Annotated in this window: 18 protein-coding genes and 3 tRNA genes; 12 read left to right on the top strand and 9 right to left on the bottom strand. The window is 53.1% G+C overall.

Features of this window, described 5'->3' with window-relative positions; translation table 11 throughout:
* Positions 1 to 149 precede the first annotated feature (149 nt).
* Both AC0LWE_RS13275 and AC0LWE_RS13280 read left to right on the top strand, forming a co-directional pair.
* Positions 150 to 581: a universal stress protein gene (locus AC0LWE_RS13275; RefSeq protein ID WP_059179586.1), complete on the top strand. Its 432-nt coding sequence runs from the start codon at positions 150 to 152 to the stop codon at positions 579 to 581.
* A 51-nt stretch (positions 582 to 632) separates the two neighbouring features.
* On the top strand, positions 633 to 3,329 hold the full coding sequence (locus AC0LWE_RS13280) for a cation-transporting P-type ATPase (protein ID WP_219347610.1): 2,697 nt from the start codon (positions 633 to 635) through the stop codon (positions 3,327 to 3,329).
* A gap of 58 nt (positions 3,330 to 3,387) precedes the next feature.
* Here the strand turns inward: AC0LWE_RS13280 and AC0LWE_RS13285 are convergent.
* A tRNA-Asn gene (locus tag AC0LWE_RS13285) sits at positions 3,388 to 3,463 on the bottom strand.
* 319 nt (positions 3,464 to 3,782) lie between these two features.
* On the opposite strand from AC0LWE_RS13285, the gene nac reads away from it, so the two are divergent.
* From nac to AC0LWE_RS13300, 3 genes are all read left to right on the top strand, one after another.
* Positions 3,783 to 4,700 carry a nitrogen assimilation transcriptional regulator NAC gene (gene nac / locus AC0LWE_RS13290; RefSeq protein WP_015959566.1) on the top strand — a complete coding sequence of 306 codons (918 nt, stop codon included), beginning with the start codon at positions 3,783 to 3,785 and terminating at the stop codon, positions 4,698 to 4,700.
* Between the two features lie 96 nt (positions 4,701 to 4,796).
* Positions 4,797 to 5,747 carry an HTH-type transcriptional regulator Cbl gene (gene cbl / locus AC0LWE_RS13295; RefSeq protein WP_059179589.1) on the top strand — a complete coding sequence of 317 codons (951 nt, stop codon included), beginning with the start codon at positions 4,797 to 4,799 and terminating at the stop codon, positions 5,745 to 5,747.
* Positions 5,748 to 5,944: 197 nt separating this feature from the next.
* Positions 5,945 to 6,190: a DUF2543 family protein gene (locus AC0LWE_RS13300; RefSeq protein WP_059179590.1), complete on the top strand. Its 246-nt coding sequence runs from the start codon at positions 5,945 to 5,947 to the stop codon at positions 6,188 to 6,190.
* A 121-nt stretch (positions 6,191 to 6,311) separates the two neighbouring features.
* On the opposite strand, the gene AC0LWE_RS13305 is transcribed toward AC0LWE_RS13300, so the two are convergent.
* Together AC0LWE_RS13305 and mtfA are read right to left on the bottom strand one after the other, a co-directional pair.
* Positions 6,312 to 6,387, bottom strand: a tRNA-Asn gene (locus AC0LWE_RS13305).
* Between the two features lie 100 nt (positions 6,388 to 6,487).
* Positions 6,488 to 7,285 (bottom strand): DgsA anti-repressor MtfA, encoded by a 798-nt coding sequence (gene mtfA / locus AC0LWE_RS13310; RefSeq protein ID WP_219347611.1) that lies wholly within the window; start codon positions 7,283 to 7,285, stop codon positions 6,488 to 6,490.
* A 93-nt stretch (positions 7,286 to 7,378) separates the two neighbouring features.
* Between mtfA and AC0LWE_RS13315 the strand changes: the two genes are divergently transcribed.
* A tRNA-Ser gene (locus tag AC0LWE_RS13315) sits at positions 7,379 to 7,467 on the top strand.
* Between the two features lie 221 nt (positions 7,468 to 7,688).
* Here the strand turns inward: AC0LWE_RS13315 and fumA are convergent.
* Complete coding sequence (fumA, locus tag AC0LWE_RS13320) at positions 7,689 to 9,338, bottom strand: class I fumarate hydratase FumA (protein WP_474265545.1); 1,650 nt, start codon at positions 9,336 to 9,338, stop codon at positions 7,689 to 7,691.
* A 55-nt stretch (positions 9,339 to 9,393) separates the two neighbouring features.
* Positions 9,394 to 10,902, bottom strand: a complete 1,509-nt coding sequence (locus AC0LWE_RS13325) for an anion permease (protein WP_202666283.1) — start codon at positions 10,900 to 10,902, stop codon at positions 9,394 to 9,396.
* Between the two features lie 615 nt (positions 10,903 to 11,517).
* Here AC0LWE_RS13325 and AC0LWE_RS13330 point away from each other — a divergent pair.
* Positions 11,518 to 14,301, top strand: coding sequence for a flavocytochrome c (locus AC0LWE_RS13330; protein ID WP_219347612.1), 2,784 nt, complete (start codon positions 11,518 to 11,520; stop codon positions 14,299 to 14,301).
* A gap of 85 nt (positions 14,302 to 14,386) precedes the next feature.
* On the top strand, positions 14,387 to 15,352 hold the full coding sequence (locus AC0LWE_RS13335; RefSeq protein ID WP_219347613.1) for an FAD:protein FMN transferase: 966 nt from the start codon (positions 14,387 to 14,389) through the stop codon (positions 15,350 to 15,352).
* Here AC0LWE_RS13335 and dcuR read toward each other — a convergent pair.
* Entirely contained in the window at positions 15,333 to 16,052 is a 720-nt protein-coding gene (dcuR, locus tag AC0LWE_RS13340; RefSeq protein WP_059179602.1) for a two-component system response regulator DcuR, read from the bottom strand. The two genes, AC0LWE_RS13335 and dcuR, sit on opposite strands and share 20 nt — an antisense overlap.
* Entirely contained in the window at positions 16,049 to 17,665 is a 1,617-nt protein-coding gene (locus AC0LWE_RS13345; RefSeq protein ID WP_234593046.1) for a sensor histidine kinase, read from the bottom strand. The genes dcuR and AC0LWE_RS13345 overlap by 4 nt, the downstream gene beginning before the upstream one ends.
* A gap of 163 nt (positions 17,666 to 17,828) precedes the next feature.
* Between AC0LWE_RS13345 and AC0LWE_RS13350 the strand changes: the two genes are divergently transcribed.
* Positions 17,829 to 18,692, top strand: a complete 864-nt coding sequence (locus AC0LWE_RS13350) for an N-acetylmuramic acid 6-phosphate etherase (protein ID WP_219347615.1) — start codon at positions 17,829 to 17,831, stop codon at positions 18,690 to 18,692.
* A gap of 57 nt (positions 18,693 to 18,749) precedes the next feature.
* Here AC0LWE_RS13350 and ompC read toward each other — a convergent pair whose 3' ends face one another.
* Entirely contained in the window at positions 18,750 to 19,871 is a 1,122-nt protein-coding gene (gene ompC / locus AC0LWE_RS13355) for a porin OmpC (RefSeq protein ID WP_202667574.1), read from the bottom strand.
* Positions 19,872 to 20,239: 368 nt separating this feature from the next.
* On the opposite strand from ompC, the gene AC0LWE_RS13360 reads away from it, so the two are divergent.
* The 3 genes from AC0LWE_RS13360 to AC0LWE_RS13370 are packed head-to-tail and all read left to right on the top strand — an operon-like array spanning position 20,240 to position 22,890.
* Entirely contained in the window at positions 20,240 to 20,941 is a 702-nt protein-coding gene (locus AC0LWE_RS13360) for a phosphohydrolase (protein WP_219347616.1), read from the top strand.
* A 43-nt stretch (positions 20,942 to 20,984) separates the two neighbouring features.
* Entirely contained in the window at positions 20,985 to 22,418 is a 1,434-nt protein-coding gene (locus AC0LWE_RS13365; protein ID WP_202693069.1) for a DNA cytosine methyltransferase, read from the top strand.
* Complete coding sequence (locus tag AC0LWE_RS13370) at positions 22,399 to 22,890, top strand: very short patch repair endonuclease (protein ID WP_219347617.1); 492 nt, start codon at positions 22,399 to 22,401, stop codon at positions 22,888 to 22,890. The genes AC0LWE_RS13365 and AC0LWE_RS13370 overlap by 20 nt, the downstream gene beginning before the upstream one ends.
* Here AC0LWE_RS13370 and yedA read toward each other — a convergent pair.
* Entirely contained in the window at positions 22,862 to 23,776 is a 915-nt protein-coding gene (yedA, locus tag AC0LWE_RS13375; RefSeq protein ID WP_059179609.1) for a drug/metabolite exporter YedA, read from the bottom strand. The two genes, AC0LWE_RS13370 and yedA, sit on opposite strands and share 29 nt — an antisense overlap.
* Between the last annotated feature and the right edge of the window lie 49 nt (positions 23,777 to 23,825).

Genomic DNA, 23,825 nt, shown 5'->3' on the forward strand with positions numbered 1-23,825 from the left:
GAGTAACTTTATCATATTCAATCTGCTGTGCTACGGTTAATACCATCCCCTTCAGCGTTTAGTGTTTGGTTGTAGAGCTAATTTCCTGCGTTTCATTATGTGTAATGTCATTTATGACTACTCGTATGGGTTATAAAAGGATGCTCGCTATGTACAGAAATATTCTGGTTCCTGTCGATGTCTACGAAATCGGGCTGGCGGATAAAGCCGTGGCTCACGCTCAATTCCTCGCGCAAAGTGCTTCAGCTGATATCCATCTTCTTCACGTTATTCCAAAGTTCTCGCCAGAATTGACGCGCGGGTTTATTTCGGATGCGCGAAAAATGGATGACTATATGATTAATAATTCAAAAGAAAAGCTGGCGGCGTTCGCCAAAAAAATCAATTTTCCTGAGGATCGCATTCATCTTCATGTCCGCGGCGGGAATGTCCGCGACGAAGTCACCCAGTTAGCCGACGATCTCGCGGCGGACGTGATCATTATCGGTTCACGCAATCCCAATATTCAGACGCATTTATTGGGGTCAGACGCGGCGAACATTGTTCGTTACGCGCACGTTCCGGTTTTTGTCGTGCGGTAACGGCGTCAATGGAAAAGCGTGCTTTTGAGTTCAGGACGTGAGGACGGATCGATGAAGACAGAAAAACCGGAACAACCCTTTTACCGACTTTCCGTGGAAGAGACGCTGGCAACGACAGCCAGTACCGCGGAGGGGATCAGCCGTGCAGAGTCCACGGCAAGGCTTCAGCAGTATGGCGAAAACGCGCTGCCGCAAAAGCCGGGCAAACCTGCATGGTTGCGATTTTTAGCCCATTTCAACGATGTGCTGATCTACGTATTACTTGCGGCGGCGGTATTGACGGCGGTGATGGGACACTGGGTGGATACGCTGGTCATCCTGGGCGTGGCAGTGATCAACTCGCTGATTGGCTATATTCAGGAAAGTAACGCTGAAAAATCGCTGCAAAGTATCCGCAATATGCTCTCCAGCGAGGCCGTGGTGGTGCGTCAGGGCAATCATGAAACCATCCCGACAACGGCGCTGGTGCCTGGCGACATCGTTGTGATCCGCGCAGGCGATCGCATACCGGCCGACCTCAGAATTATTGAAGCACACAATCTCCGGGTGGAAGAGGCGATTCTCACCGGCGAGTCAACGGTCGTTGAAAAAATAACGGACCGGCTTGAAGGTGAACTCCCGCTGGGTGATCGTACTAACCTGTTGTTTTCGGGGACCACGGTCAGTTCCGGCGGCGGGCAGGGCGTTGTAATTGCCACGGGGGCTGATACTGAATTAGGCCATATCAACCAGATGATGTCGGATATTGAGCAACAGCGAACGCCGCTGCTGATACAGATGGATAAGCTCGGGAAAGCCATTTTCATTATCATTCTGGTCATGATGGCGGCGCTGTTTGTCTTTAGCGTCCTGTTCAGGGATATGCCCGTTTCCGAGCTCATGCTTTCGCTCATTAGCCTTGCGGTGGCCTCGGTTCCGGAAGGGTTGCCGGCAATCATTTCGATTATTCTGTCGCTTGGCGTGCAAACGATGGCCCGGCAGAAGGCCATTATTCGCAAATTGCCAACCGTCGAAACGCTGGGCGCGATGACCGTGATCTGCTCGGATAAAACCGGCACGCTGACGATGAACGAGATGACGGTCAAAGCGGTGATCACCGCCGACACGATTTATCGTGTTGAGGGTGATAGCTACGAACCGGTAGGGAACGTCCATCCCATCAATGATCCCACGCCCGTTACCGTCGCCCCCGGCTCGCTGCTGGAGCGCTACCTGCGCACGATTGACCTGTGTAACGACAGTCAGCTGATGAAAGACGATCAGGGCTTCTGGAAGATTACTGGCGGGCCAACGGAGGGGGCATTAAAAGTCCTTGCGGCGAAAATCCCGTTGCCTTCGGTTGAGACGCAGCTGCGCAGCAAGATCCCGTTTGATTCACAGTACAAATATATGTCGACCCTTCATCGCATTGGGGATGAAGAGTTGATTCTGATTACCGGTGCCCCGGATGTGCTGTTCAGGCTGTGTCAGCACCAGCAGACTGAAGCGGGCCTTGAGCCGCTCGACCAACCTTACTGGGAAGCGAAAATCGAGGAGTATGCGCGCGAAGGGCTGCGCATGGTCGCGGCAGCCTGGAAGCCCGCGAGTCTGGAGCAAACGGAGCTGACGCATGATGATTTGCAGCATGGTGTGATTTTGCTTGGGGTTGCCGGAATGATGGACCCACCGCGTCCTGAGGCCATTACTGCGATCGGCGACTGTCTGCAGGCGGGCATTCGCGTCAAAATGATTACTGGCGATCACCCGCAAACGGCGATGAGCATTGGCAAAATGCTGGGTATCGGCAATACCGACAATGCCATTACCGGGCGCGAGCTTGAAGTGATGGACGATCGCCAGTTGAGCGACGCCGCGCAGAAATTTGATATTTTTGCGCGTACCAGCCCGGAGGATAAATTCCGCCTGGTGCAGGCGCTGCAAAGCAAGAAAGAGGTGGTCGGGATGACCGGCGATGGCGTGAATGATGCGCCCGCCCTGAAACAGGCTGACGTCGGGATTGCCATGGGCATCAAAGGGACGGAGGTGACCAAAGAAGCGGCGGACATGGTTCTGACCGATGATAACTTTGCCACCATCGCCAGTGCGGTAAGGGAAGGGCGGCGGGTTTACGATAACCTGAAAAAAACCATTCTCTTTATCATGCCCACCAACCTGGCGCAGGGACTGTTAATTATTATTGCCCTGCTGGCAGGCAACCTGATTCCGCTGACGCCAGTGCTGATCCTGTGGATGAACATGGCGACTTCCGCCACGCTTTCCTTTGGGCTGGCATTTGAAGCGGGGGAGAAAAACATCATGAATCGGCCGCCGCGCGACCCCAAACTGCACGTGATGGATGGGTTTGCCATCTGGCGCGTGGTGTTTGTCGGTTCCATGATCGCGGTGAGCGCTTTCGTGCTTGAAGCCTGGCTACAGCCGCGCGGATATTCGCCGGAGTTTATCCGAACCGTGCTGCTGCAAACCCTGGTGACCGCGCAATGGTTCTACATGCTTAACTGCCGCGTGTCCGATGGATTCTCTCTGAGCAAAGGGCTGCTGGCGAACCGGGGGATTTGGATCGTGACGGCGGTATTGCTGGTGCTGCAACTGCTGATTATCTACGCGCCGTTTATGCAGATGCTGTTCGGTACCGAGTCCCTACCGTTCCGCTATTGGGTCATCACCTTCATCATCGGCTTTGTGATGTTCCTGATTGTGGAAGTTGAGAAACCGTTAACCCGCAGGTGGCGCACGGAAGCACCGCGCTAATCCAGTTCCGGAAAAGCAAAAAGCCCGCTTAAGTTTCCTTAAGCGGGCTTTTCTAATTTGGCTCCTCTGACTGGACTCGAACCAGTGACATACGGATTAACAGTCCGCCGTTCTACCGACTGAACTACAGAGGAATCGTGTGAACGGGGCGCATATTATCGACCTCGCAGACGCTTGTCAAAGGCTGGATCGCCTTCTGATCATCGTTTGCTGACAAAATCAGCAAAGTGCCGCTTTTTATCACGGATTGCACAATTCTGGTGCAGATGTACCCCTTATGGGGCAGATCATAAACCGCTGTTTCAGTAATAAAACCCGCTGCCGTGATTAGATTTCCTTATTTTCAGCCGCTTAGCGAACTAATCAGACCTCTCTTAAAAACTGGCATCCATATTGCAAAACCCAATCAACAACAAGCGCCAGTACCGGCACTGCATTTTAACAGGGGGCAAAATGAACTTTAGACGACTGAAATACTTCGTAAAAATCGTCGATATCGGTAGCCTGACCCAGGCCGCGGAAGTGTTGCATATCGCACAGCCTGCGCTGAGCCAGCAGGTGGCCACTCTGGAAGGTGAACTGGACCAGCAGCTTTTAATCCGCACCAAGCGTGGCGTCACGCCAACCGAAGCGGGCAAAATTCTCTATACCCATGCGCGTACGATTTTGCGCCAGTGTGAGCAAGCCCAGCTGGCGGTGTGCAACGTTGGACACACGCTGAGCGGCCAGGTTTCTATCGGTCTGGCACCGGGCACCGCTGCCTCCTCTATTACCATGCCGCTGCTTCAGGCTGTGCGCGCCGAGCTGCCAGACGTGCTGGTTTATCTGCATGAAAACAGCGGTTCGGTACTGAATGATAAATTACTCAACGGCCAGCTGGATATGGCAGTGCTTTATGACCGTTCACCGATTGCGGGGATCACCAGTCAGCCGCTGCTGAAAGAAGACCTTTATCTGGTCGGCACGCGCGACTGCCCGGGTCAAAGCATCGACCTGACGGCCGTGGCGGAGATGAATCTGTTCTTACCGCGAGATTACAGTGCCGTTCGCGTGCGCGTGGATGAAGCGTTTTCTCTGCGTCGCCTGACGGCAAAAATCATCGGTGAGATCGACTCTATCTCTACCCTGACCGCCGCGATTGCCAGCGGAATGGGTGTAACGGTCCTGCCTGAATCTGCGGCACGCTCTCTGTGCAGCGCGGCGAATGGCTGGATGGCGCGGATCACCACGCCATCAATGAGTCTGCCGTTGTCCTTGAATATGTCTGCGCGCGGTTCGTTGTCGCCTCAGGCACAAGCCGTGAAAGAAATTCTGATGTCGCTGGTAAGCCGTCCGTCGCTGGAGAATCGTGAACTGCAACTCGTGAGCTGATATTCCATAATGGAATAAGATGCTGGTTTTTATTATTTGTTCTGCAGGTCTGATGACTCTAACAATAGAGCGATATCAGATGCGCCGGGGTGAATCGTGAATTTCCAGCAACTTAAAATTATCCGTGAGGCGGCCAGGCGGGATTTCAACCTGACCGAAGTCGCCAACATGCTTTATACCTCTCAGTCGGGCGTCAGCCGCCATATTCGCGAGCTGGAAGAAGAGCTGGGCATTGAGATTTTTATCCGTCGCGGTAAACGTCTGTTGGGCATGACTGAGCCAGGTAAGGCGCTCCTGACTATCGCAGAGCGCATTCTTAACGAAGCCAGCAACGTACGACGGCTGGCGGACCTCTTTACCAACGATGCGTCAGGCGTGCTGACCATCGCAACAACGCATACCCAGGCGCGCTACAGTCTGCCGCCGGTGATCAAGGTTTTCCGCGAACTCTTCCCGGAAGTGCGTCTTGAGCTGATTCAGGGCACGCCGCAGGAGATTGAAGTGCTGCTGCAAAATGGCGGGGCGGATATCGGTATCGCCAGCGAACGCCTGAGTAACGACCCGCTGCTGGTGGCCTTCCCGTGGTTCCGTTGGCATCACAGCCTGCTTTTGCCCTCAGACCACCCCTTAAATCAGGTCTCCCCTTTGACGCTTGACGCGATCGGCAAATGGCCGCTCATCACCTATCGACAGGGGATTACCGGGCGCTCGCGTATCGACGAGGCATTCAACCGGAAGGGGATAACCCCGGATGTGGTGCTGAGTGCGCAGGATTCGGACGTCATCAAAACCTATGTTGAACTGGGGCTGGGGATTGGTATTGTCGCGGAACAATCGGGTGGGGAGCATGAGTCTAGCGATCTGGTGCGGCTCGATACCCGGCATTTATTTGACGCCAATACCGTCTGGCTGGGACTGAAGCGTGGGCAGCTGCAACGCAACTACGTCTGGCGCTTCATCGAGTTATGTAATGCGGGGCTGTCGGTTGATGAAATTAAACGGCAGGTGATGGAATCGGAAGACGTGGCGATTGATTATCAGATTTAATCGTCGGTCATGGGGTAAACCAAGGTAAGTCGCAATTTAATCGGCCTCGACGATGAATACGCCGCAAAATGAGTCATGTTTCAGCATCCATCTGAGACACCTCCATGATGACGCGTTATCATGGCTCTCTTCGTGAGGCTGGGGCCGGTGTATCCGCTCGCAAGCTCTTAATTAGGCGTTAACCCCTGGGGCCACTTATGACCAATGAAATTCCACTTAAATATTTTGACATCGCGGATGAGTATTCCAAGGAAACCGCTGCGCCGGTGAGCGAATCAGAGCGCGAACCGCTGGCGCACTATTTCCAACTGCTGATCACCCGTTTGATGAATAACGAAGAGATCAGTGAAACTGCCCAGCAGGAGATGGCCAGTGAAGCGGGCATCAAAGATGAACGTATCGATGAGATAGCGACGTTCCTGAACCAGTGGGGCAATGAGTAGCTTGTGTTAGGAGCCGGTGAAAAGGGCACGTACTGTAACGTGTCCTTTTCGCGTATTGGCGTCATGAAAGCTCTAAAAGCAAAAAGCCTGCTTAAGTTTCCTTAAGCAGGCTTTTCTAATTTGGCTCCTCTGACTGGACTCGAACCAGTGACATACGGATTAACAGTCCGCCGTTCTACCGACTGAACTACAGAGGAATCGTGTGAACGAGGCGCATGTTAATGGCCTCGCTATTTTGTGTCAACACTAAATTCAACATGCTGATTCAACTGATTAATTAAGACTCAACCTGTGCTTTTAGTGAACTTGTGGAGATGCGTTACCGTCATAGCCTGCATTCTCACGCAAACGCTGCATCGGATCTTGCTGGTAGAAATGGCAAAAACGCTGCCATAACGCCGGAAAACGCGGGGCAAAAAGCTCGGGTGCGCTGAAGAAATATTCTGACAACACGGCGAAGCATTCCGCGGGATCGGTCGCGGCGTAGGCATCAATGCTGGCCGCGCTTTCGCCGACCAGATCGATTTCATCCTGAACATTATTCATCGCCGCGTGCAGGTCGTGTTCCCAGCCTGCGACTTCACGCAACGGGATAAACGGCACGCCGCTGGCGCGATCGCCGTTGCGGGTATCCAGTTTATGAGCCACTTCATGAACGATAAGATTGAAACCGGAGGCGTCAAACGAATCCTGAATATCAAGCCAGTTGAGGATAATCGGGCCTTGCTGCCAGCTCTGTCCGGACTGAACCACGCGCTGATTGTGAACCAGCCCAATATCGTCTTCCCACTCATCATCGACCACGAACGGTGCCGGGTAAATTAATACTTCGTGGAAGCCGTCCAGCCATTCAATGCCCAACTCCAGTACGGGTAAACAGAACAACAGGGCGATACGCGCGCTTTTTAGTTCGTCCGGCTCGAATCCCTGAAGAGGGACGAGACGTTTTTGCTGCAAAAAGCGATCGGCTAATTGAACCAATCTGCTCTGCTCATCCGCTGAAAGGCTGGCAAGGACAGGAATTGCCAACGCTTCATCCCACGGTAATGGCGCGCCAGGTGCGGTTTCGTTCGATTTCCAGGGCCACTTAATCATCGCTTCGCTCGCAAACTCGTCACATGAATAAAATTGCAGGGTTAGGATCCCTTAACATGCCAAATTACCTGGCATCATGGCAACCACTATAGCGGAGAGATGCCGGAATGGCTGAACAGACTTGTCTCGAAAACGAGAGTAGGGGCAACGTTACCAGAGTTTCAAATCCCCTCTCTCCGCCACGTTATCGTAACCGAGCATTCTTTCTGGTTATTTTCTGAATACATGCTGTGCGACGAGCACCATATCACTCTGCTTACGCGAACGAATAGCTCTTTACGGCTTCGTCACAATATATGTGAACTCAATCAGCATCTTCCGGGGCCGCCCATGCCTTACGTGAGCGTCTTTTTGATTAAAAAAAGCCAGGCATCACGCCTGGCTTATCAGGTGAACTAGCGGATTAACGCTGAGAGCATCCCGCACACTGCTTGTTCTGAATCTGCTGGAAGAAGTCGTTGCCTTTATCATCGACAAGAATAAAGGCCGGGAAGTTCTCGACTTCGATTTTCCAGATCGCTTCCATTCCCAGTTCCGGGTACGCCACACATTCCAGATTTTTTATGCTGTTTTGCGCCAGCACCGCTGCCGGGCCGCCGATACTGCCGAGATAGAACCCGCCGTGGGTGTTACAAGCATCGGTTACCTTCTGACTGCGGTTGCCTTTCGCGAGCATCACCATACTGGCACCGTGCGATTGCAGTAAATCCACATACGAGTCCATACGACCTGCCGTGGTGGGGCCTAATGAACCGGATGCATAACCTTCAGGCGTTTTCGCCGGGCCCGCGTAATAAATCGGATGATCTTTTACGTACTGCGGCAGTTCTTCGCCGTTATCGAGAAGCTCTTTGAGCTTCGCATGGGCCATGTCGCGCGCCACGATGATGGTGCCGTTCAGCGACAGTCGGGTGGAAACCGGATGTGCAGAAAGCTGCGCCAGAATCTCCTCCATCGAACTGTTCAGATTGATGCTGACAACGTCGCCTTCACCTTGCTCACGCAGCGATTCAGGAATGTATTGCGCCGGATTGTGCTCCAGTTTTTCTATCCAGATCCCGTCACGGTTGATTTTGGCTTTGATGTTGCGGTCAGCCGAGCTGGAGACGCCCATGCCGACAGGGCAGGAGGCCCCGTGGCGCGGAAGTCGAATCACGCGAATATCATGGGCAAAGTATTTACCGCCGAACTGCGCACCTAAGCCGAGATTCTGCGCTTCTTGTAACAGTGCCTGTTCGAGCTGAACGTCACGGAACGCCTGACCGTGCTCATTCCCCTCCGTTGGCAACCCATCGTAGTAACGGGTTGACGCCAGTTTGACGGTTTTCAGCGTACTTTCTGCTGACGTACCGCCAATGACAAACGCGATGTGATACGGCGGACAGGCGGCGGTCCCCAGTGAGCGCATTTTTTCCACGAGATAATTTTTCAATTTCGCAGGGGTAATGAGCGCTTTGGTTTCCTGGTACAGATAGGTTTTGTTGGCGGAGCCGCCGCCTTTTGCCATACACAGGAACTTATACTCATCACCATCGACGCTATACAGGTCGATTTGCGCCGGTAAGTTGGTCCCCGTATTCACCTCTTTGTACATATCTAGCGCAGCATTTTGCGAGTATCGCAGATTGTTCTCGGTATAGGTGTTGTACACGCCCTGACTTAACGCGGCGTCGTCACCGCCGCCGGTCCACACGCGTTGGCCTTTTTTTCCCATGATGATGGCCGTACCCGTGTCCTGGCAGGTCGGTAACACGCCTTTGGCTGCGATTTCCGAATTACGCAGGAACTGAAGCGCGACGTATTTATCGTTCTCGCTGGCGTCGGGATCGTGAAGAATGGCCGCCACCTGTTTCTGGTGCGAGGGTCGCAGCATAAAGGCCGCGTCGTGGAAAGCCTGCTGCGCGAGCAGCGTCAGGGCTTCTGGGGCGACTTTTAGAATTTCCTGGCCCGCAAACTCTGCCACGGAGACATGATCTTTGGTCAGCAGATAATATTCAGTGTCGTCGTGATCGAGCGGAAAGGGATTCTGATAATAAAAGGGTTTGTTCGACATAACGTGTTGCTCCACAAAAATTAAACCGCCGGAGGTTGAGCCCGGCGGTCAGGAATCAGAACATCATGGACATCCACGGATACCCAATCAGCAGCAGTGCGGCCAGGAAAATCGCGCCGAAGAGGGTGCCGAGACGCCAGTAATCTTTGGTTGGCAGGTAGCCGCTACCGTAATAAATCGGGCTTGGGCCGGTGCCGTAGGGGGTAATAATCCCCATAATGCCAAGCGATGTGACCATCAGCAGGACGAACACCTCCATATTGATGCCCGGAATTGTGGCGGCGATAGTGAGCATGGCAGGTAACAGCGCAGTGGTATGCGCGGTGGTGCTCGCAAACAGGTAGTGCAGCAGATAGAACGCCAGCAGCAGCACGATGGTGGCGGTGCCTGGAGAGATGCCGCTCATCAGCATGCCGCCCTCTTTACCCAGCCAGCTAATAAACCCGGTGGAGGACAAACCGTCGGCCAGAGCAACCAGGGTGGCAAACCACACGAAAGTGTTCCACGCGGCTTTGTTGCCAGTGATATCGTTCCACTCCAGCACGCCCGTCCACAACATCAGGCCTACGATTAACAGCGCTGCCATGGCGGGTTCGATCCACGCGGCCGCGAAAATCCACATCATCAATGCGCAGCACACAAAGACCAGCAGCAGGATTTCATTGCGCGACAGTTTGCCCAGTTTCTCCAGTTCACGGCTTGCCCAAAGCGGTACTTCGTCGTTCACTTTCACTTCCGGCGGATAGAACCAGTACGCCAGCAGCGGCATCACCAAAATCAGCAGCACGCCCACCGGCAGGAAGGCGATAAACCAGGTGCCCCAGGAGATATCAATACCCACGATGCTTTTTACCAGCGCCAGTGCCAGCAGGTTGGGTGCGAGCGCAGACAGGAACATTGAGCTGGTAATACACGCCGCCGTAATCGCGACCCACATCAGATATGAACCGATTTTACGTGCGCTGGGATCGTTAGGCTTTGAGCCGTACAGCGGCGGCAGGTTGGCGATAATCGGGTAGATCGTGCCACCGCTTCGTGCGGTGTTGGACGGCGTAAAGGGTGCCAGAAGCAGGTCCGCGAAGGTTATGGCGTACCCAAGCGTCAGGCTGCGGCGACCCAGATATTTCACCAGGATCAGCGCCAGACGGCGGCCAAAGCGCGTTTTGTCATACCCTGCCGCGAACATAAAGGCACCGAAAATCAGCCAGACGGTGGAGTTACCAAAGCCGCTGACCGCCCATTTAAACGAGGCTCCTGCCAGCTTAAACGACGGATCGGCCAGCTGTTCCGGGCTGAACAGCACCCACTGACTGCACAGACCGATGGCGATGACGCCGGTCAGGCCAATCACTGCGCCCGGCAGCGGTTCAAAAATCAAACCGACGATCACCCCTACAAAAATGGCGAAGTAGTGCCAGGCATAAGGCGGAAGCCCATCGGGCACCGGTACAAATAACAGCAGAATGGCCACAATAATGGGCAGCGCCATCATGAAAAGACGGCGTGCTTGACCATCCTTTGGTTTGCTCGCCGCCAGGGGCGTTACAGCAGTTTTATCATTCATAGTTTGCGTCTTAAGTTGTCAGGAATACGGTTTGTCAGAAATAAGTGCGAGGTCTTTTTTAAGTTTTTTTGCTTTCTTTAGTTATTTAAGGCCCGGGTTTCTTATTTCTAAAATAACAATCCAACGCAAAATGGAATGCGGTGAATTAAAAAATAGTGATATTTATATATTGCGCTTTTAAAGGTGGATTCTATTGATCGGGATCATGAAACGGGAGTTGCGGTTGTATTTTTAGGCATTAATTAATAACCCCATTGAGTTATGTGGATATAGCGTTCAAATTAAGGTTGTTTTTCTTGATATATGTATTTAATAAACGATTAATTTTACTATACTATTGAATATTATGGGTTTTTATTTATATATGACTTTCGCGTTAAGTAACGGAAAAGTTAACTTCTTTAATTTGAATGTAAACAATCAACATTAAACTCACTAACACCAATGTATTATTTATGTTATCGAAGGGATTAAATAGTTTATTAACTAACGTAATAACTTTAGTAACTAAAAATAGCGTTATATTAATATCATGACATCGGCAAAAAAAATTAACCATAAACCGGACCGATAAAGAATTCTTGAATTTCATTTTTAAAGTTTGGAGTTTCTATTATGAGCACTAACGAACGCATTCTAAGCCCGTTCACATTACCGAATGGCACCGAGTTAAAAAACCGTTTGTTAATGGCCCCAATGACCACCTGCACGGGGTATTACGACGGGACGGTCACCAGCGAGCTGGTTGAATACTATCGCGCGCGTTCAGGTAGCATCGGGACCATCATCGTTGAATGCTGCTTTGTGGATGATTTAGGACTGGCTTTCCCCGGCGCAATCGGCATTGATAATGACGAGAAAATCGCCGGTCTGGCAAAAATTGCCGATGCGATTAAGTCGAAAGGTTCCAGAGCGTTGCTGCAGATCTATCATGGCGGCCGTATGGTTGACCCGAAGCTGATTGGCGGGCGCACGCCAGTGGGGCCAAGTGCCGTTGCCGCGCCGCGTGAGGGGGCCGCCACGCCAGTCGCATTGAGCGGTGAAGACGTCTGTGCGATGGTCGGCAAGTTTGGTGACGCCGTTCGTCGCGCTATTCAGGCGGGCTTTGATGGCGTTGAAATTCATGGTGCAAACACGTATTTAATCCAGCAGTTCTACTCCCCGAACTCCAACCAGCGCGATGATGAGTGGGGCGGCAGTCGCGACAACCGCGCCAAATTCCCGCTGGCGGTGCTGGACATCACCCACAAAATGGTGCGTCAGTACGCGGATGACGCCTTCATCATTGGCTACCGCTTCTCCCCGGAAGAGATGGAAGTGCCAGGCATCCGCTTCGACGACACGATGTACCTGCTGGAAAAACTGGCGGCGCGTGGGGTGGATTATCTGCACTTTTCAGTCGGCGCGACGCTGCGCCCGTCGATTGTCGATACCCAGGATCCGACGCCACTTATCGAAAAATATTGCGCCATGCGTTCAGACACGCTCGCGCAAATCCCTGTCATGGGCGTAGGCGGCGTGGTCAATGCCGCTGATGTGAACGAGGCAATTGATCACGGCTACGACCTGATCGCGGTGGGACGCGCGACGATCGCCTATCCGGACTGGACCGATCGCATTGGTCAGGGTGAAACGCTGGAACTGTTTATGGACAGCACCAGGCGAGAAGCGCTGCACATTCCGGAGCCGCTGTGGCGTTTCTCGCTGGTGGAAGCGATGATCCGCGACATGAGCATGGGCGAATCAAAATTCAAGCCCGGCACGTTTATCGAAACGGTCCAGGATGACGCCAGCGAGCTGGTGGTCAGTGTCAGCCTCGAAACCGATCGTATCAGTGACATTGCGCTGGCATCCGGTCCCGACCACGACGTGGAGTTCGTGACCAGTTTTGAGGAGATCCGCAGCCGTATTCTCGACGCAAATACCCCTCATGTTGACGCCATTACAGGCGCGACCAGCCAGAGCGAAGCAGTGAAAAAAGCCGTCTCGAAAGCGATGGTGAAATCCTCCAAAGCCCTGGCGGCAGAAGAGGGCGTCGACCCTAACGCGGCGAAATGTGTTGATGTTGTGGTGGTGGGCAGCGGTGGTGCAGGGCTGGCGGCGGCGATTCAGGCTTATGACGACGGGGCGAGCGTGCTGATTGTCGAGAAAATGCCGACCATTGGCGGGAACACCATTAAAGCGTCTGCGGGGATGAATGCCGCGGAAACCCGCTTCCAGCAGGTCAAAGGGATTCAGGACAGCAAAGAACTGTTTTATCAGGAATCCCTAAAAGGTGGGCAGAACAGGAACAACCCGGAACTGCTGCGCCGCTTTGTGGAAAACGCGCCAGAGGCAATCGAATGGCTGGCAACGCGCGGCATTATGCTTAATGACATCACCACGACCGGCGGGATGAGCATCGATCGTACGCACCGTCCAAAAGATGGTTCTGCAGTGGGCGGTTATCTGGTAAGCGGTCTGGTGCGCAACGTCAATAAACGGCATATCGACGTGATGCTGGACACTTCTGTGAGCGATATTATTGTCGAAAACGGGGAAGTGACGGGCGTGCGCCTGACCACGGAAGAGAATGAAACCGTCACCGTCACTACCAAAAGCGTGATCGTAGCGACCGGCGGGTTTAGCGCCAACAGCCAGATGGTGGTGAAATATCGCCCGGATCTGGACGGTTTTGTGACCACGAACCACAAAGGCGCGACGGGCGGCGGGATTGCATTGCTGGAACGTATTGGCGCCGGGACCGTGGATATGGGCGAAATTCAAATTCACCCAACCGTTGAGCAGAACACCTCATATTTGATTTCTGAATCCATTCGCGGCGGTGGCGCGATTCTCGTGAGTCAGCAGGGGAACCGTTTCTTCAACGAGATGGAGACCCGCGACAAAGTGTCGGCTCACATTATCGCGCTGCCTGAGAAATACGCGTACATCGTTTTTGATGAGCACGTTCGGGCAAAAAACAAAGCCGCCGATGAATACATCGCCAAAGGCCTGGTGACCAGCGCCAGCTCGCCGAAAGCGCTGGCGGAGGCGTTGGGTATGGATCACCACGCGTTCCTGGCGACGCTTGAACGCTATAACGTGTTTGTTGAAAAGCAGCACGATGATGATTTCGGTCGCACCACTGCGCTGCGTGCGCCGATCAACGAAGGGCCATTCCACGCGATCCGCATCGCCCCCGGTGTGCATCACACCATGGGCGGCGTGACTGTCAATCCGGAAACCTGTGTTCTGGATAGCGCCGATAACGTCATTCCTGGTGCATATGCAGCGGGTGAAGTGGTCGGTGGTATTCACGGCGGGAATCGAATTGGCGGTAACGCGGTGGCAGATATCATTATTTTTGGTACGCTTGCCGGACATCAGGCGGCAATGCGTTCGAAAAAGCCTGGCTGAGCCGTTATGGTTGACCGGAACGCGGTGTTCCGGTCATTTCCCCGACAGCGTTTGCCTGTCAGAGCTACCGTCAGGAGCCACTCCCATGCCAGATGACGACCGCGTCTACAGTTATTCCGCCGTGCTGATGGGCTCTCCCATTCTCCTCAAACTCTTCTCGCACAACGAAGCGCTTGCCGCGCAGGTTTTTCGCTTAATCAAACAGTACGAAGATTTACTGACCGTGAACCGCGCGCGCTCCCAGGTGATGGATATAAATCTCGCCGCTGGGAAGCACCCCGTCGCCGTTAGCCGTCCGGTATTTGAATTGATTCGCTGTGCAAAAGCGGCCAGTTTGCTGGAAAACAGCGCATTTAATCTGGCCATTGGTCCGCTGGTTAAATGCTGGAAAATTGGTTTTCAGGGCGACAGCGTCCCGCCTGCCGATGAAATCAATACGCTGCTGGCGTTAACCGATCCGATGGAAGTCGTGCTGGATGAGGCGTCATGCAGCGTGTTTCTTACTCGATCGGGAATGGAGATCGACCTGGGCGCGATCGCTAAAGGCTATATCGCTGACCGGGTAAGGGATTTCCTGCGCAAACAGGGCGAAACGCTGGGGTTAATCAATCTGGGTGGGAACATCCAGACGCTTGGCTCGCCTGAAGGGGGCTGGACGGTCGGGGTTAAAAAACCGTTCGACGCTGCGGATGCGCTAATCGGTTCGCTGCAAATTGAAAACAAATCGGTGGTGACATCGGGAACCTATGAGCGCTATTTCGAACGCGACGGCACGCGTTATCACCACATTTTAAACCCGCGCACCGGTTATCCGCTGGACAATGAACTCGACAGCGTGACCGTCATCTCGACGGACTCCATCGACGGCGATCTCTGGACCACGCTCGTTTACGGATTGGGCGTTGAGAAAGGCTGTGCCGCGCTGCGTGCGCGGCCAGACATTGAAGCGATTTTCGTGACCAAAGCACGTGAAATTGTATTCTCGTCCATGCGTCACTTTCGTTTCACGCTGCTCGACAACCGCTATCGCCTTACTGGCAATATTGTCTGAGTAGCCCGATTTGTTCCGGCTGGAGCCGGTATCGATACACCGGACGACCGGTAGCCCCGTAATGAATGCTGGTAAATAGAATTGTAATCTGTGCCAGCCAAATCAGGTACTTACGACAGGATACGCGTGAAATACTGACCGCGTTCGCCAGATCATCGGTGGAAAACTCCGTGTCGGGATGCCCGTCAATCCACTGACAAATCGTGCGCAGCGTCTGCGGGGTTAAGCCCTTCGGCAGGCGCTTGCTGTCTGCCAGCTCCGGCGCGCCGCCGTGCAGCAGACGATCAACGTCTGCCTGTTCATAATATTGATGTGACCCCATCAGATGTTTCTTTTCCTTCCAGCCGTTAAGCGCCTCTTCAAAACGCGGAAACTGGAACGGCTTAATCAAATAATCCACCACGCCATAGTGCATAGAGGTCTGAATGGTGGTGGCATCGGAGGCCGACGAAATCATGATCACATCGATGGCGCGGCCTGAAGCACGGATAATCGGCAGCAAATCCAGACCATTATCCTGCTGCATATAGACATCCAGCAGCACCAGATCGACAGCCTGAGCGGGGTTGCTAATGATGGCCTGGGCCTGACTGAGCGTGGAGGCGACGCCGCAGCAGCTAAAACCCTCAACACGATTCACATACAGTCGGTTAAGGTCAGCCACCATGGCATCATCATCGACAATTAAGACATTTATCACGCGATTTTCCTCTCGCTATCCCAGGGGATCTGAACAAAAAATTGAGTAAACACGCCAGGCTCTGATTCCACGACGATTTCACCGCCGAGTTTTTCGAGCTGCTGGCGGGCAAGAAATAATCCCACACCTCGGTTTTCGCCTTTCGTCGAAAAACCTTTAGTAAAAATGTGTGCCAGACGCGACGGGTCAATACCGGGACCATCATCGCTAATCTCACAGCTTAGCCAGCCGTTTTGATAATGCATCAGCAGGCTGATTTCGCCTTCGGGCTGGTCTGTCATCGCGTCGAGTGCGTTTTCGATAAGGTTACCGAGCACCGTGATCAGCACCGTCACGTGTTCAGTATTTGGGGTATCCGGCACCTGACACTCTTCCGCCAGCGTCAGGCTAATACCCGCTTCCTTGGCGCGATTTATTTTCCCCAGCAGAAAACCGGCAATCACTGGAGATTTGATTTTGTTCTGAATGGCGCCAATATCCGTCTGATAATTTTGCGCCGTCTGGATAATGTACTCTTCGAGCTTGTCGTAGCGCTTCATGTGCAGGAGCCCCAGGATCACATGCAGCTTATTCATAAACTCATGGGAGTGGGTCCGCAGCGCATCCACGTAACTCACCATCCCATCCATTCGCTGCATCAATTCCCGGATCTCGGTTTTGTCACGAAACGTACTGATTGCGCCAATCACTGCGTTCTGGCTTTTGACAGGAAAGGTGTTGCAGAGCAGCAGCCGGCCGTTACAGTCAATCTCCTGATCCTGCAATGCCTTACCCGTCTGCGATACCCTGCGCAGCGAGGCGAGCATCGGAACGTGATGGGGCATTTCCGCGCTGTGGGTTGGCAGAAGCAGAATCTGGCGGGCGGTGTGGTTAATCATTGTCACGCGACCCTGACTATCAATAGCAATCACGCCTTCCTTCAGGGATTGCAGCATCGCCTGGCGTTGTTCAAACAGAGCGGAAATTTCGTAAGGTTCAAGGCCAAACAGAATGCGTTTCAGTAAATGTACCAGGCCCCAGGTTCCCAGAGTACCCATCAACGCACTGAATAATACCGTCCAGATAACACCCCAACGGCTGCGGCTGATCTCTTGATCCACCTTATTGAGCGATATGCCAATCGCCACCACCCCGATTTGCCGGTGCTGGTCGTCATAAACCGGCGTGAAAACGCGCAGGGCTTCTGCCAGCACACCGTGGTTTACCGACACATTTTCATTTCCGGCGAGCGCAGGTTTAAGATCCTCACCGATAAACTTCTTGCCGATCAGGCTCTTATCTGGATGAGAATACCGTACACCCTGCATGTTGGTGACCACGGCGAAAAGCAGATCGTTGCGTCGGGTGATAGCTTCTGCGACAGGCTGAATCTGACTTTTCTGTGCGGATAACAGTAGGCCACGCTTTACGTCAGGACTGTCGGCCAGCGTTCTGGCGATGGCAAGCGCGGTGTCTTTCACGCCGTCTCGCGTCGCCTTGGTGATCTGCATAAAGTAGAGGGCAAAGATGACCAGCAACACCGATCCAATCACACTGCTGACCATCAGTGTGACCAGCGTGTTGAGTTTCATTGGGCGCTTGCGCGTCATGACTAAAGGCTGCACATCGCTCATCCGCACTCCATGGCTAATTATTAAGGGGTAATTATCGCTGATGACGGCGCTTTCTTAAAGTCATGTAAAAGCTTACGAATACATACCTTTTCGTGACCCCCCTCGCAGGTGACCTATATAAAACACTTTATAGTGTAAGGGAATTCATACAAGGAGGCAGTTTATGAGCGTTAAGCTGAACGGTTTAGTCAAGGAAAGACGTCACGCGGATACGGCGGATATCGACAGGTTGTCGACCCTGGACATGCTGAATGTGATTCATCAGGATGATAAAAAAATAACCGAATCCATCACACCCTTTTTATCCGTCATTGCCCACGTGGTCGACAACGCGGCCGCAACCCTGAGTCACGGTGGCCGGCTGGTGATGGTTGGTGCAGGAGCGTCTGGCCGCGCGGCGCTCCAGGCTGCCTTAGAATTTGCCCCAGGCAAACATCCTGTCATAGCGCTTGAGGCCGCAGACGGCGCGGCAAATTATGACCGTGGTGTAGCCGACTTACAGGCTATTAACTTTGGTGAGCACGATATGATGCTGGCGCTGACGGTCAGCGGTAAAACGCCGTGGGTCTGGGGGGCAATGCGACATGCCTGGTCGCTGAGATCGCCTGTTGCCATTATTACCCGCGACGAGCAGAGTGAAGCGGCGCAGCTGGCGAGCTGGGTGATTGCTCCGCAAACGGGCGCAGATGTGGTAGCCGGTTTTCATACCGTCAAAGCCGCGATGGCGCAAAAACTGATCCTGAATATGATTTCGACCGGATTAGCGGTCCGTTCAGGGCGCGTTTACAGCAATATGCGTGTGGATCTCGAGGCCAAAAGTACCCGCTGGGCCGAGAGACAAATCGCGATTGTGATGGAGGCGGGCGGATGTACGCGTACCGTGGCGAAAGCGGCGCTGGAAAGTTGTAATCAGCATTGCAAAACAGCCGTATTGATGGTCATGACCGGTTTGGATGCCTGGCAAGCACGCGATTTGCTGGAGCAGAATAACGGTTTTATCCGCGTTGCATTACAGGAAGCGCCGTAATTGAAAGGTACGGCTAATAAAAAAGGCCGCAGCTGCGGCCTTTGATATTTATGGAGATTAGAACTGATATACCATGCCTACCGCGGTGATGTCATCGGTACTGATGCCATTCGCCTGATAGAACATGTCGTCTTCATCCAGCAGGTTAATTTTATAATCTGCATAAATAGACATATTTTTATTGAAATAATAGCTTGCGCCCACATCCGCATATTTAACGAGATCTTTTTCACTGCCAAAAGCGGTATTCAGATCCTGTCCTTTAGAAATCAGGATAGACACTGCCGGGCGCAGACCAGAATCAAACTGGTACTGTGCGGTGCCTTCAAAGTTTTTGGTTTTGTTCGCGACGGCGGAGTTTTTATTGCCATACGGCGTCATATTACGGGTCTGAGAATACATCGCCGCCAGATAAATATTGTTGGCGTCATATTTAATACCCGCCGTCCAGGCTTCTGCTTGTTCACCGCCCGCCGCCGTGGTGGAATTTACCTGATCGGTGGTACGGTCAGACGAGGCGAACGCTGCACCGGCGCTAAAGCCCATGCCAATATCGTAGGTTGAAGAAATACCGAAACCGTCACCATTTTCATGACGAATATCGCGACCGTTGTCGTTATTGGTGCCTTCGTTACCATTGCCCGCGCTTTCGTTATTACCCTGATACTGCAATGCGAAGTTCAGACCTTCCACCAGACCGTACAGGTCCGTGCTGCGGTATGTCGCCACGCCGTTGGCGCGGTTGGTCATAAAGTTATCCGCTTTACTGTAGGTGTCGCCGCCGAATTCTGGCAGCATATCTGTCCAGCCCTCAACATCGTACAGAACGCCGTAGTTACGGCCGTAATCGAATGAACCATATTCACCAAACTTCAGGCCCGCAAACGCGAGACGCGTCCACGACTGATTAGTTGCGCTCTCGGTATTATTGGCCTGGAGGTTGTACTCCCACTGGCCGTAACCCGTCAGCAGTTCATTGATTTGCGTTTCGCCTTTGAAGCCCAGACGTGCATAAGACTGATCGCCATCCGCGCCAATATCATCAGAGAAGTAATGAAGACCATCCACTTTGCCGTAAAGATCTAATTTATTGCCATTTTTGTTATAAATTTCTGCTGCGTTCGCGGCACCTGCGGCCAGTAAAACAGGCACCATAATAGCCAATACTTTTCTTTTCATTATATATTCCTTTTTAATATCACTCATGTGAATAAACGTAATCACCCTCCGCAATTACATCGGCGATACTATTCGAATCATGGAATTAAGTTTCAATAATATATGTAATTAAATGATGTTATTTAATTCTAAATGTTGCTGAGGGCTGGGTTATTTCTTGGGTGAATTTTACAGAGGCTAATATATTAAATTTTGATGTGTTTATTATTGGTGCTTTTAAATGATCAATGAATTTCCATACATAAATTCTGAAATGCAAGGCTAGAGATGAGTCAAATGAAATTGATTTGTCGTAAATCGCTGGGTAAACCACGCGTGTTAGGGCGGCAGAAAGTTGCTATGGTGGACGCTTTAATGAAGGAGGGATCATGGCGCTTACCCACTGGCAGCACCGCTTCGAAAACTGGCTTTCAGAAAATCATGACACGGATGATACCGCGCATGACATTTCGCATTTTCGCCGCGTGTGGATGGCGGCGCAGCGGATGATGACAGGGCAACTCATCGACCCGCTGGTGATTCTTACGGCATGTTATTTCCACGATATTGTCAGCCTGCCAAAAAATCACCCCGAGCGCGGGCAATCCTCGCGGCTTGCGGCGCGCAAAACCAGCCAAATTCTGCACGACGCTTTCCCCGATTTTCCCGAGGAGAGTATCCCTGCCGTCCAGCACGCGATCGAAGCGCACAGCTTTAGCGCGGGCGTTGCGCCGCAAACCCTAGAGGCGAAAATTGTCCAGGATGCCGACAGGTTAGAGGCCCTCGGCGCGATCGGGTTGGCTCGCGTCTTTGCGGTTTCAGGGGCGCTGGGCGTTGCCCTGTTTAATGCCGATGATCCCTTTGCTGAATCGCGTGAACTGAATGATAAAACCTTTGCGCTCGACCATTTCCAGACCAAGCTCCTGCGTCTGCCGGATACCATGCAAACCGAAATGGGCCGAGAGCTTGCGCGTCATAACGCCGATTTCCTGGTGCATTTTATGGCGAAACTGAGCGCTGAATTGCAGGGCGATTGTCTTGGCATCGATTCACAGGTAGTGAGCCGATTCCAGCGCAGTCTGTCACGCTGAACTATGGTAATCTGTTCCCAGTCTTTTTCGTCCGGTTGAAGGTATGCAGGAAAAACTATCAGTGACTGAGCCCGCACTATTGCTGGCAGAGAAATCAACGGCAACGGTGCAGGATTTACTGTGCAAGCTGCTGACCATCTATGATGCCAAAACGCTGGTCAACCAACTGAATGCACAAGGCGAGAGCCACTGGAGCCCGGCGATCCTCAAGCGGCTGGTTTCGAGCGAGCGGGCAGGCCATCGACTGAGCGAGGGGGAATTTGCTCTCCTGCAAAATCTGCTTCCACGCCCACCGGCTATTCATCCTAATTATGCGTTCCGCTTTGTCGATCTGTTTGCGGGCATCGGTGGCATACGTCATGGTTTTGAGGCGATTGGCGGGCAGTGCGTCTTCACCAGCGAATGGAACAAACACGCGGTGCGCACCTATAAAGCAAACTGGTACTGCGATCCCAACACCCATCAGTTCAATGAAGATATCCGCGATGTCACGTTAAGCCATAAAAGCGGCGTCACGGATGCTGAAGCGGCTGACCATATCCGACGCACCATCCCAGCGCATGATGTCCTGCTGGCGGGCTTTCCGTGTCAGCCGTTTTCGCTGGCGGGTGTGTCCAAAAAGAACGCCCTCGGACGTGCCCATGGTTTTGCCTGCGATACGCAAGGCACGCTGTTTTTTGACGTGGTGCGCATTATTGACGCACGCCGCCCGCCTGTTTTTGTGCTCGAAAACGTCAAAAACCTCAAGAGTCACGACGGCGGGAAAACCTTCCGCATTATCATGCAAACGCTTGATGAACTGGGTTACGACGTGGCCGATGCCGAGAATATGGGTGCGAACGATCCCAAAATTATCGATGGCAAACATTTCTTGCCTCAGCATCGCGAGCGGATTGTGTTGGTCGGGTTTCGCCGTGATTTAAACCTGAAAGGTGATTTTACCCTGCGGGATATTCCCTCGCTTTATCCGGCACATCGACCGTCCGTGGCGGAGCTCCTGGAACCGGCATTTGATGCCAAATTCATCCTGACCCCGGTGCTGTGGAAATATCTCTATCGCTATGCCAAAAAGCATCAGGCGAAGGGCAACGGCTTTGGTTTTGGGATGGTTGACCCGCTCAATCCAAACAGCGTCACCCGCACGTTGTCGGCGCGCTATTACAAAGACGGCGCTGAGATCCTCATTGACCGGGGCTGGGATAAAGCCCTTGGCGAGATCAATTTTGACGATCCGCAGAACCAACGCCATCGCCCGCGTCGGCTGACGCCGCGTGAGTGCGCGCGCCTGATGGGATTTGAATCGCCCCAGGGGTACAGCTTCCGTATTCCGGTTTCTGATACCCAGGCCTATCGGCAGTTTGGTAATTCCGTGGTCGTCCCGGCGTTTGCAGCGGTGGCAAAACTGCTGGAATCACGCATTAAACAGGCTGTCAAATTGCGCCAGGGTGAGGCCGTCAATGACGGATGTGCACAGTAAGGCGACGCGCAGCAAAAACATGCGTGCTATCGGCACGCGTGATACGGCGATTGAAAAACGGCTTTCAGGCTTGTTAACGCAAGCGGGTTTTGAGTTTCGCGTTCAGGATGCTGCGCTGGCGGGGCGGCCTGATTTTGTGCTGGATCGCTATCAGTGCATCATCTTCACCCACGGCTGTTTCTGGCATCATCACGACTGTTATCTGTTCAAAGTGCCTGCCACGCGCACCGAATTCTGGCTGGCAAAAATCGGTAAAAACGTCGAGCGTGACAGGCGCGATGTCGCCACGTTGACGGTGAGCGGATGGCGAGTGCTGATTGTCTGGGAGTGCGCGCTGCGCGGCAGGTTAAAGCTTGATGATGCTGCGCTGACGGAGCGTCTGGAAGAGTGGATCTGCGGCGGCGGTCAGGCCGCGCAGATCGATACGTCAGGAATTCATCTGCTTACGGTTTTTCCACCTCACAGGGTGTAATAATGGGTTTAGCCGGGATAAGGTATTTCCCGAGCGTGACCAGCACCACCGCCATAATAATAACACCCAGCGCTAACCACTCGACCGATGACAGCGTCTCGCCTGCAAACGTTGTCCCTAACAGCACGGCCACCACCGGGTTTACGTATGCGTAGCTGGTGGCGACGGCAGGACTGACGTTACGGATCAGGAACATATAAGAGTTAATGGCGATAATCGAGCCGAAAATGGCCAGATAACCCACCGCCAGGAAACCAGAAAGACCCGGCATGGCCGTGAGTTTTTCACCTGTGATCGTTGATGCAACTAACAGCACGATTCCCGCTGCCAGCATCTCAATAGCGCCCGCCATCATCCCGGACGGTAATTCGATGCGCGACCCCAGGACGGAACCAAACGCCCAGCTCAGGGAACCCATCAGGATCAACAGCGCTCCCCACGGATTGCCGCTCAGGTTGCCGCCGCTGTTAAGCAAAATAATTCCCGCCAGGCCAATACCAATGCCCATCCATTCCAGTTTGCGGGTGCGAATGCCGAACAGACGGCTAAAGCACAGCGTAAACAGGGGAACCGTCGCGACCACCACCGCCGCAATGCCTGACGGCACGTTCTGATGCTCTGCCACCGTAACAAAACCATTGCCGACAGCGAGCAGGAGCAGGCCGATCAGCGCCGCGTTTATCATCGGACGCAGCGGGGGTAATCGATGACCACGGAGCAGTAAGAAGGCCAGCAGCAATACGCCAGCCGATAAAAAGCGGATGCCCGCCATCATCAGCGGGGGCCAGCTTTCCACACCGACGCGAATGACAAAATAGGTGGAACCCCAAATGATATAGAGCGAAAAAAGTGCTCCAATAAGCGGTAATAGTTGCCTGAAACGCATAGTCCCTCACGGCGAATTAAAAAGGTCGCTCATAGTAAACGTCAAAACT

Source organism: Lelliottia sp. RD5 (genome assembly GCF_056032945.1).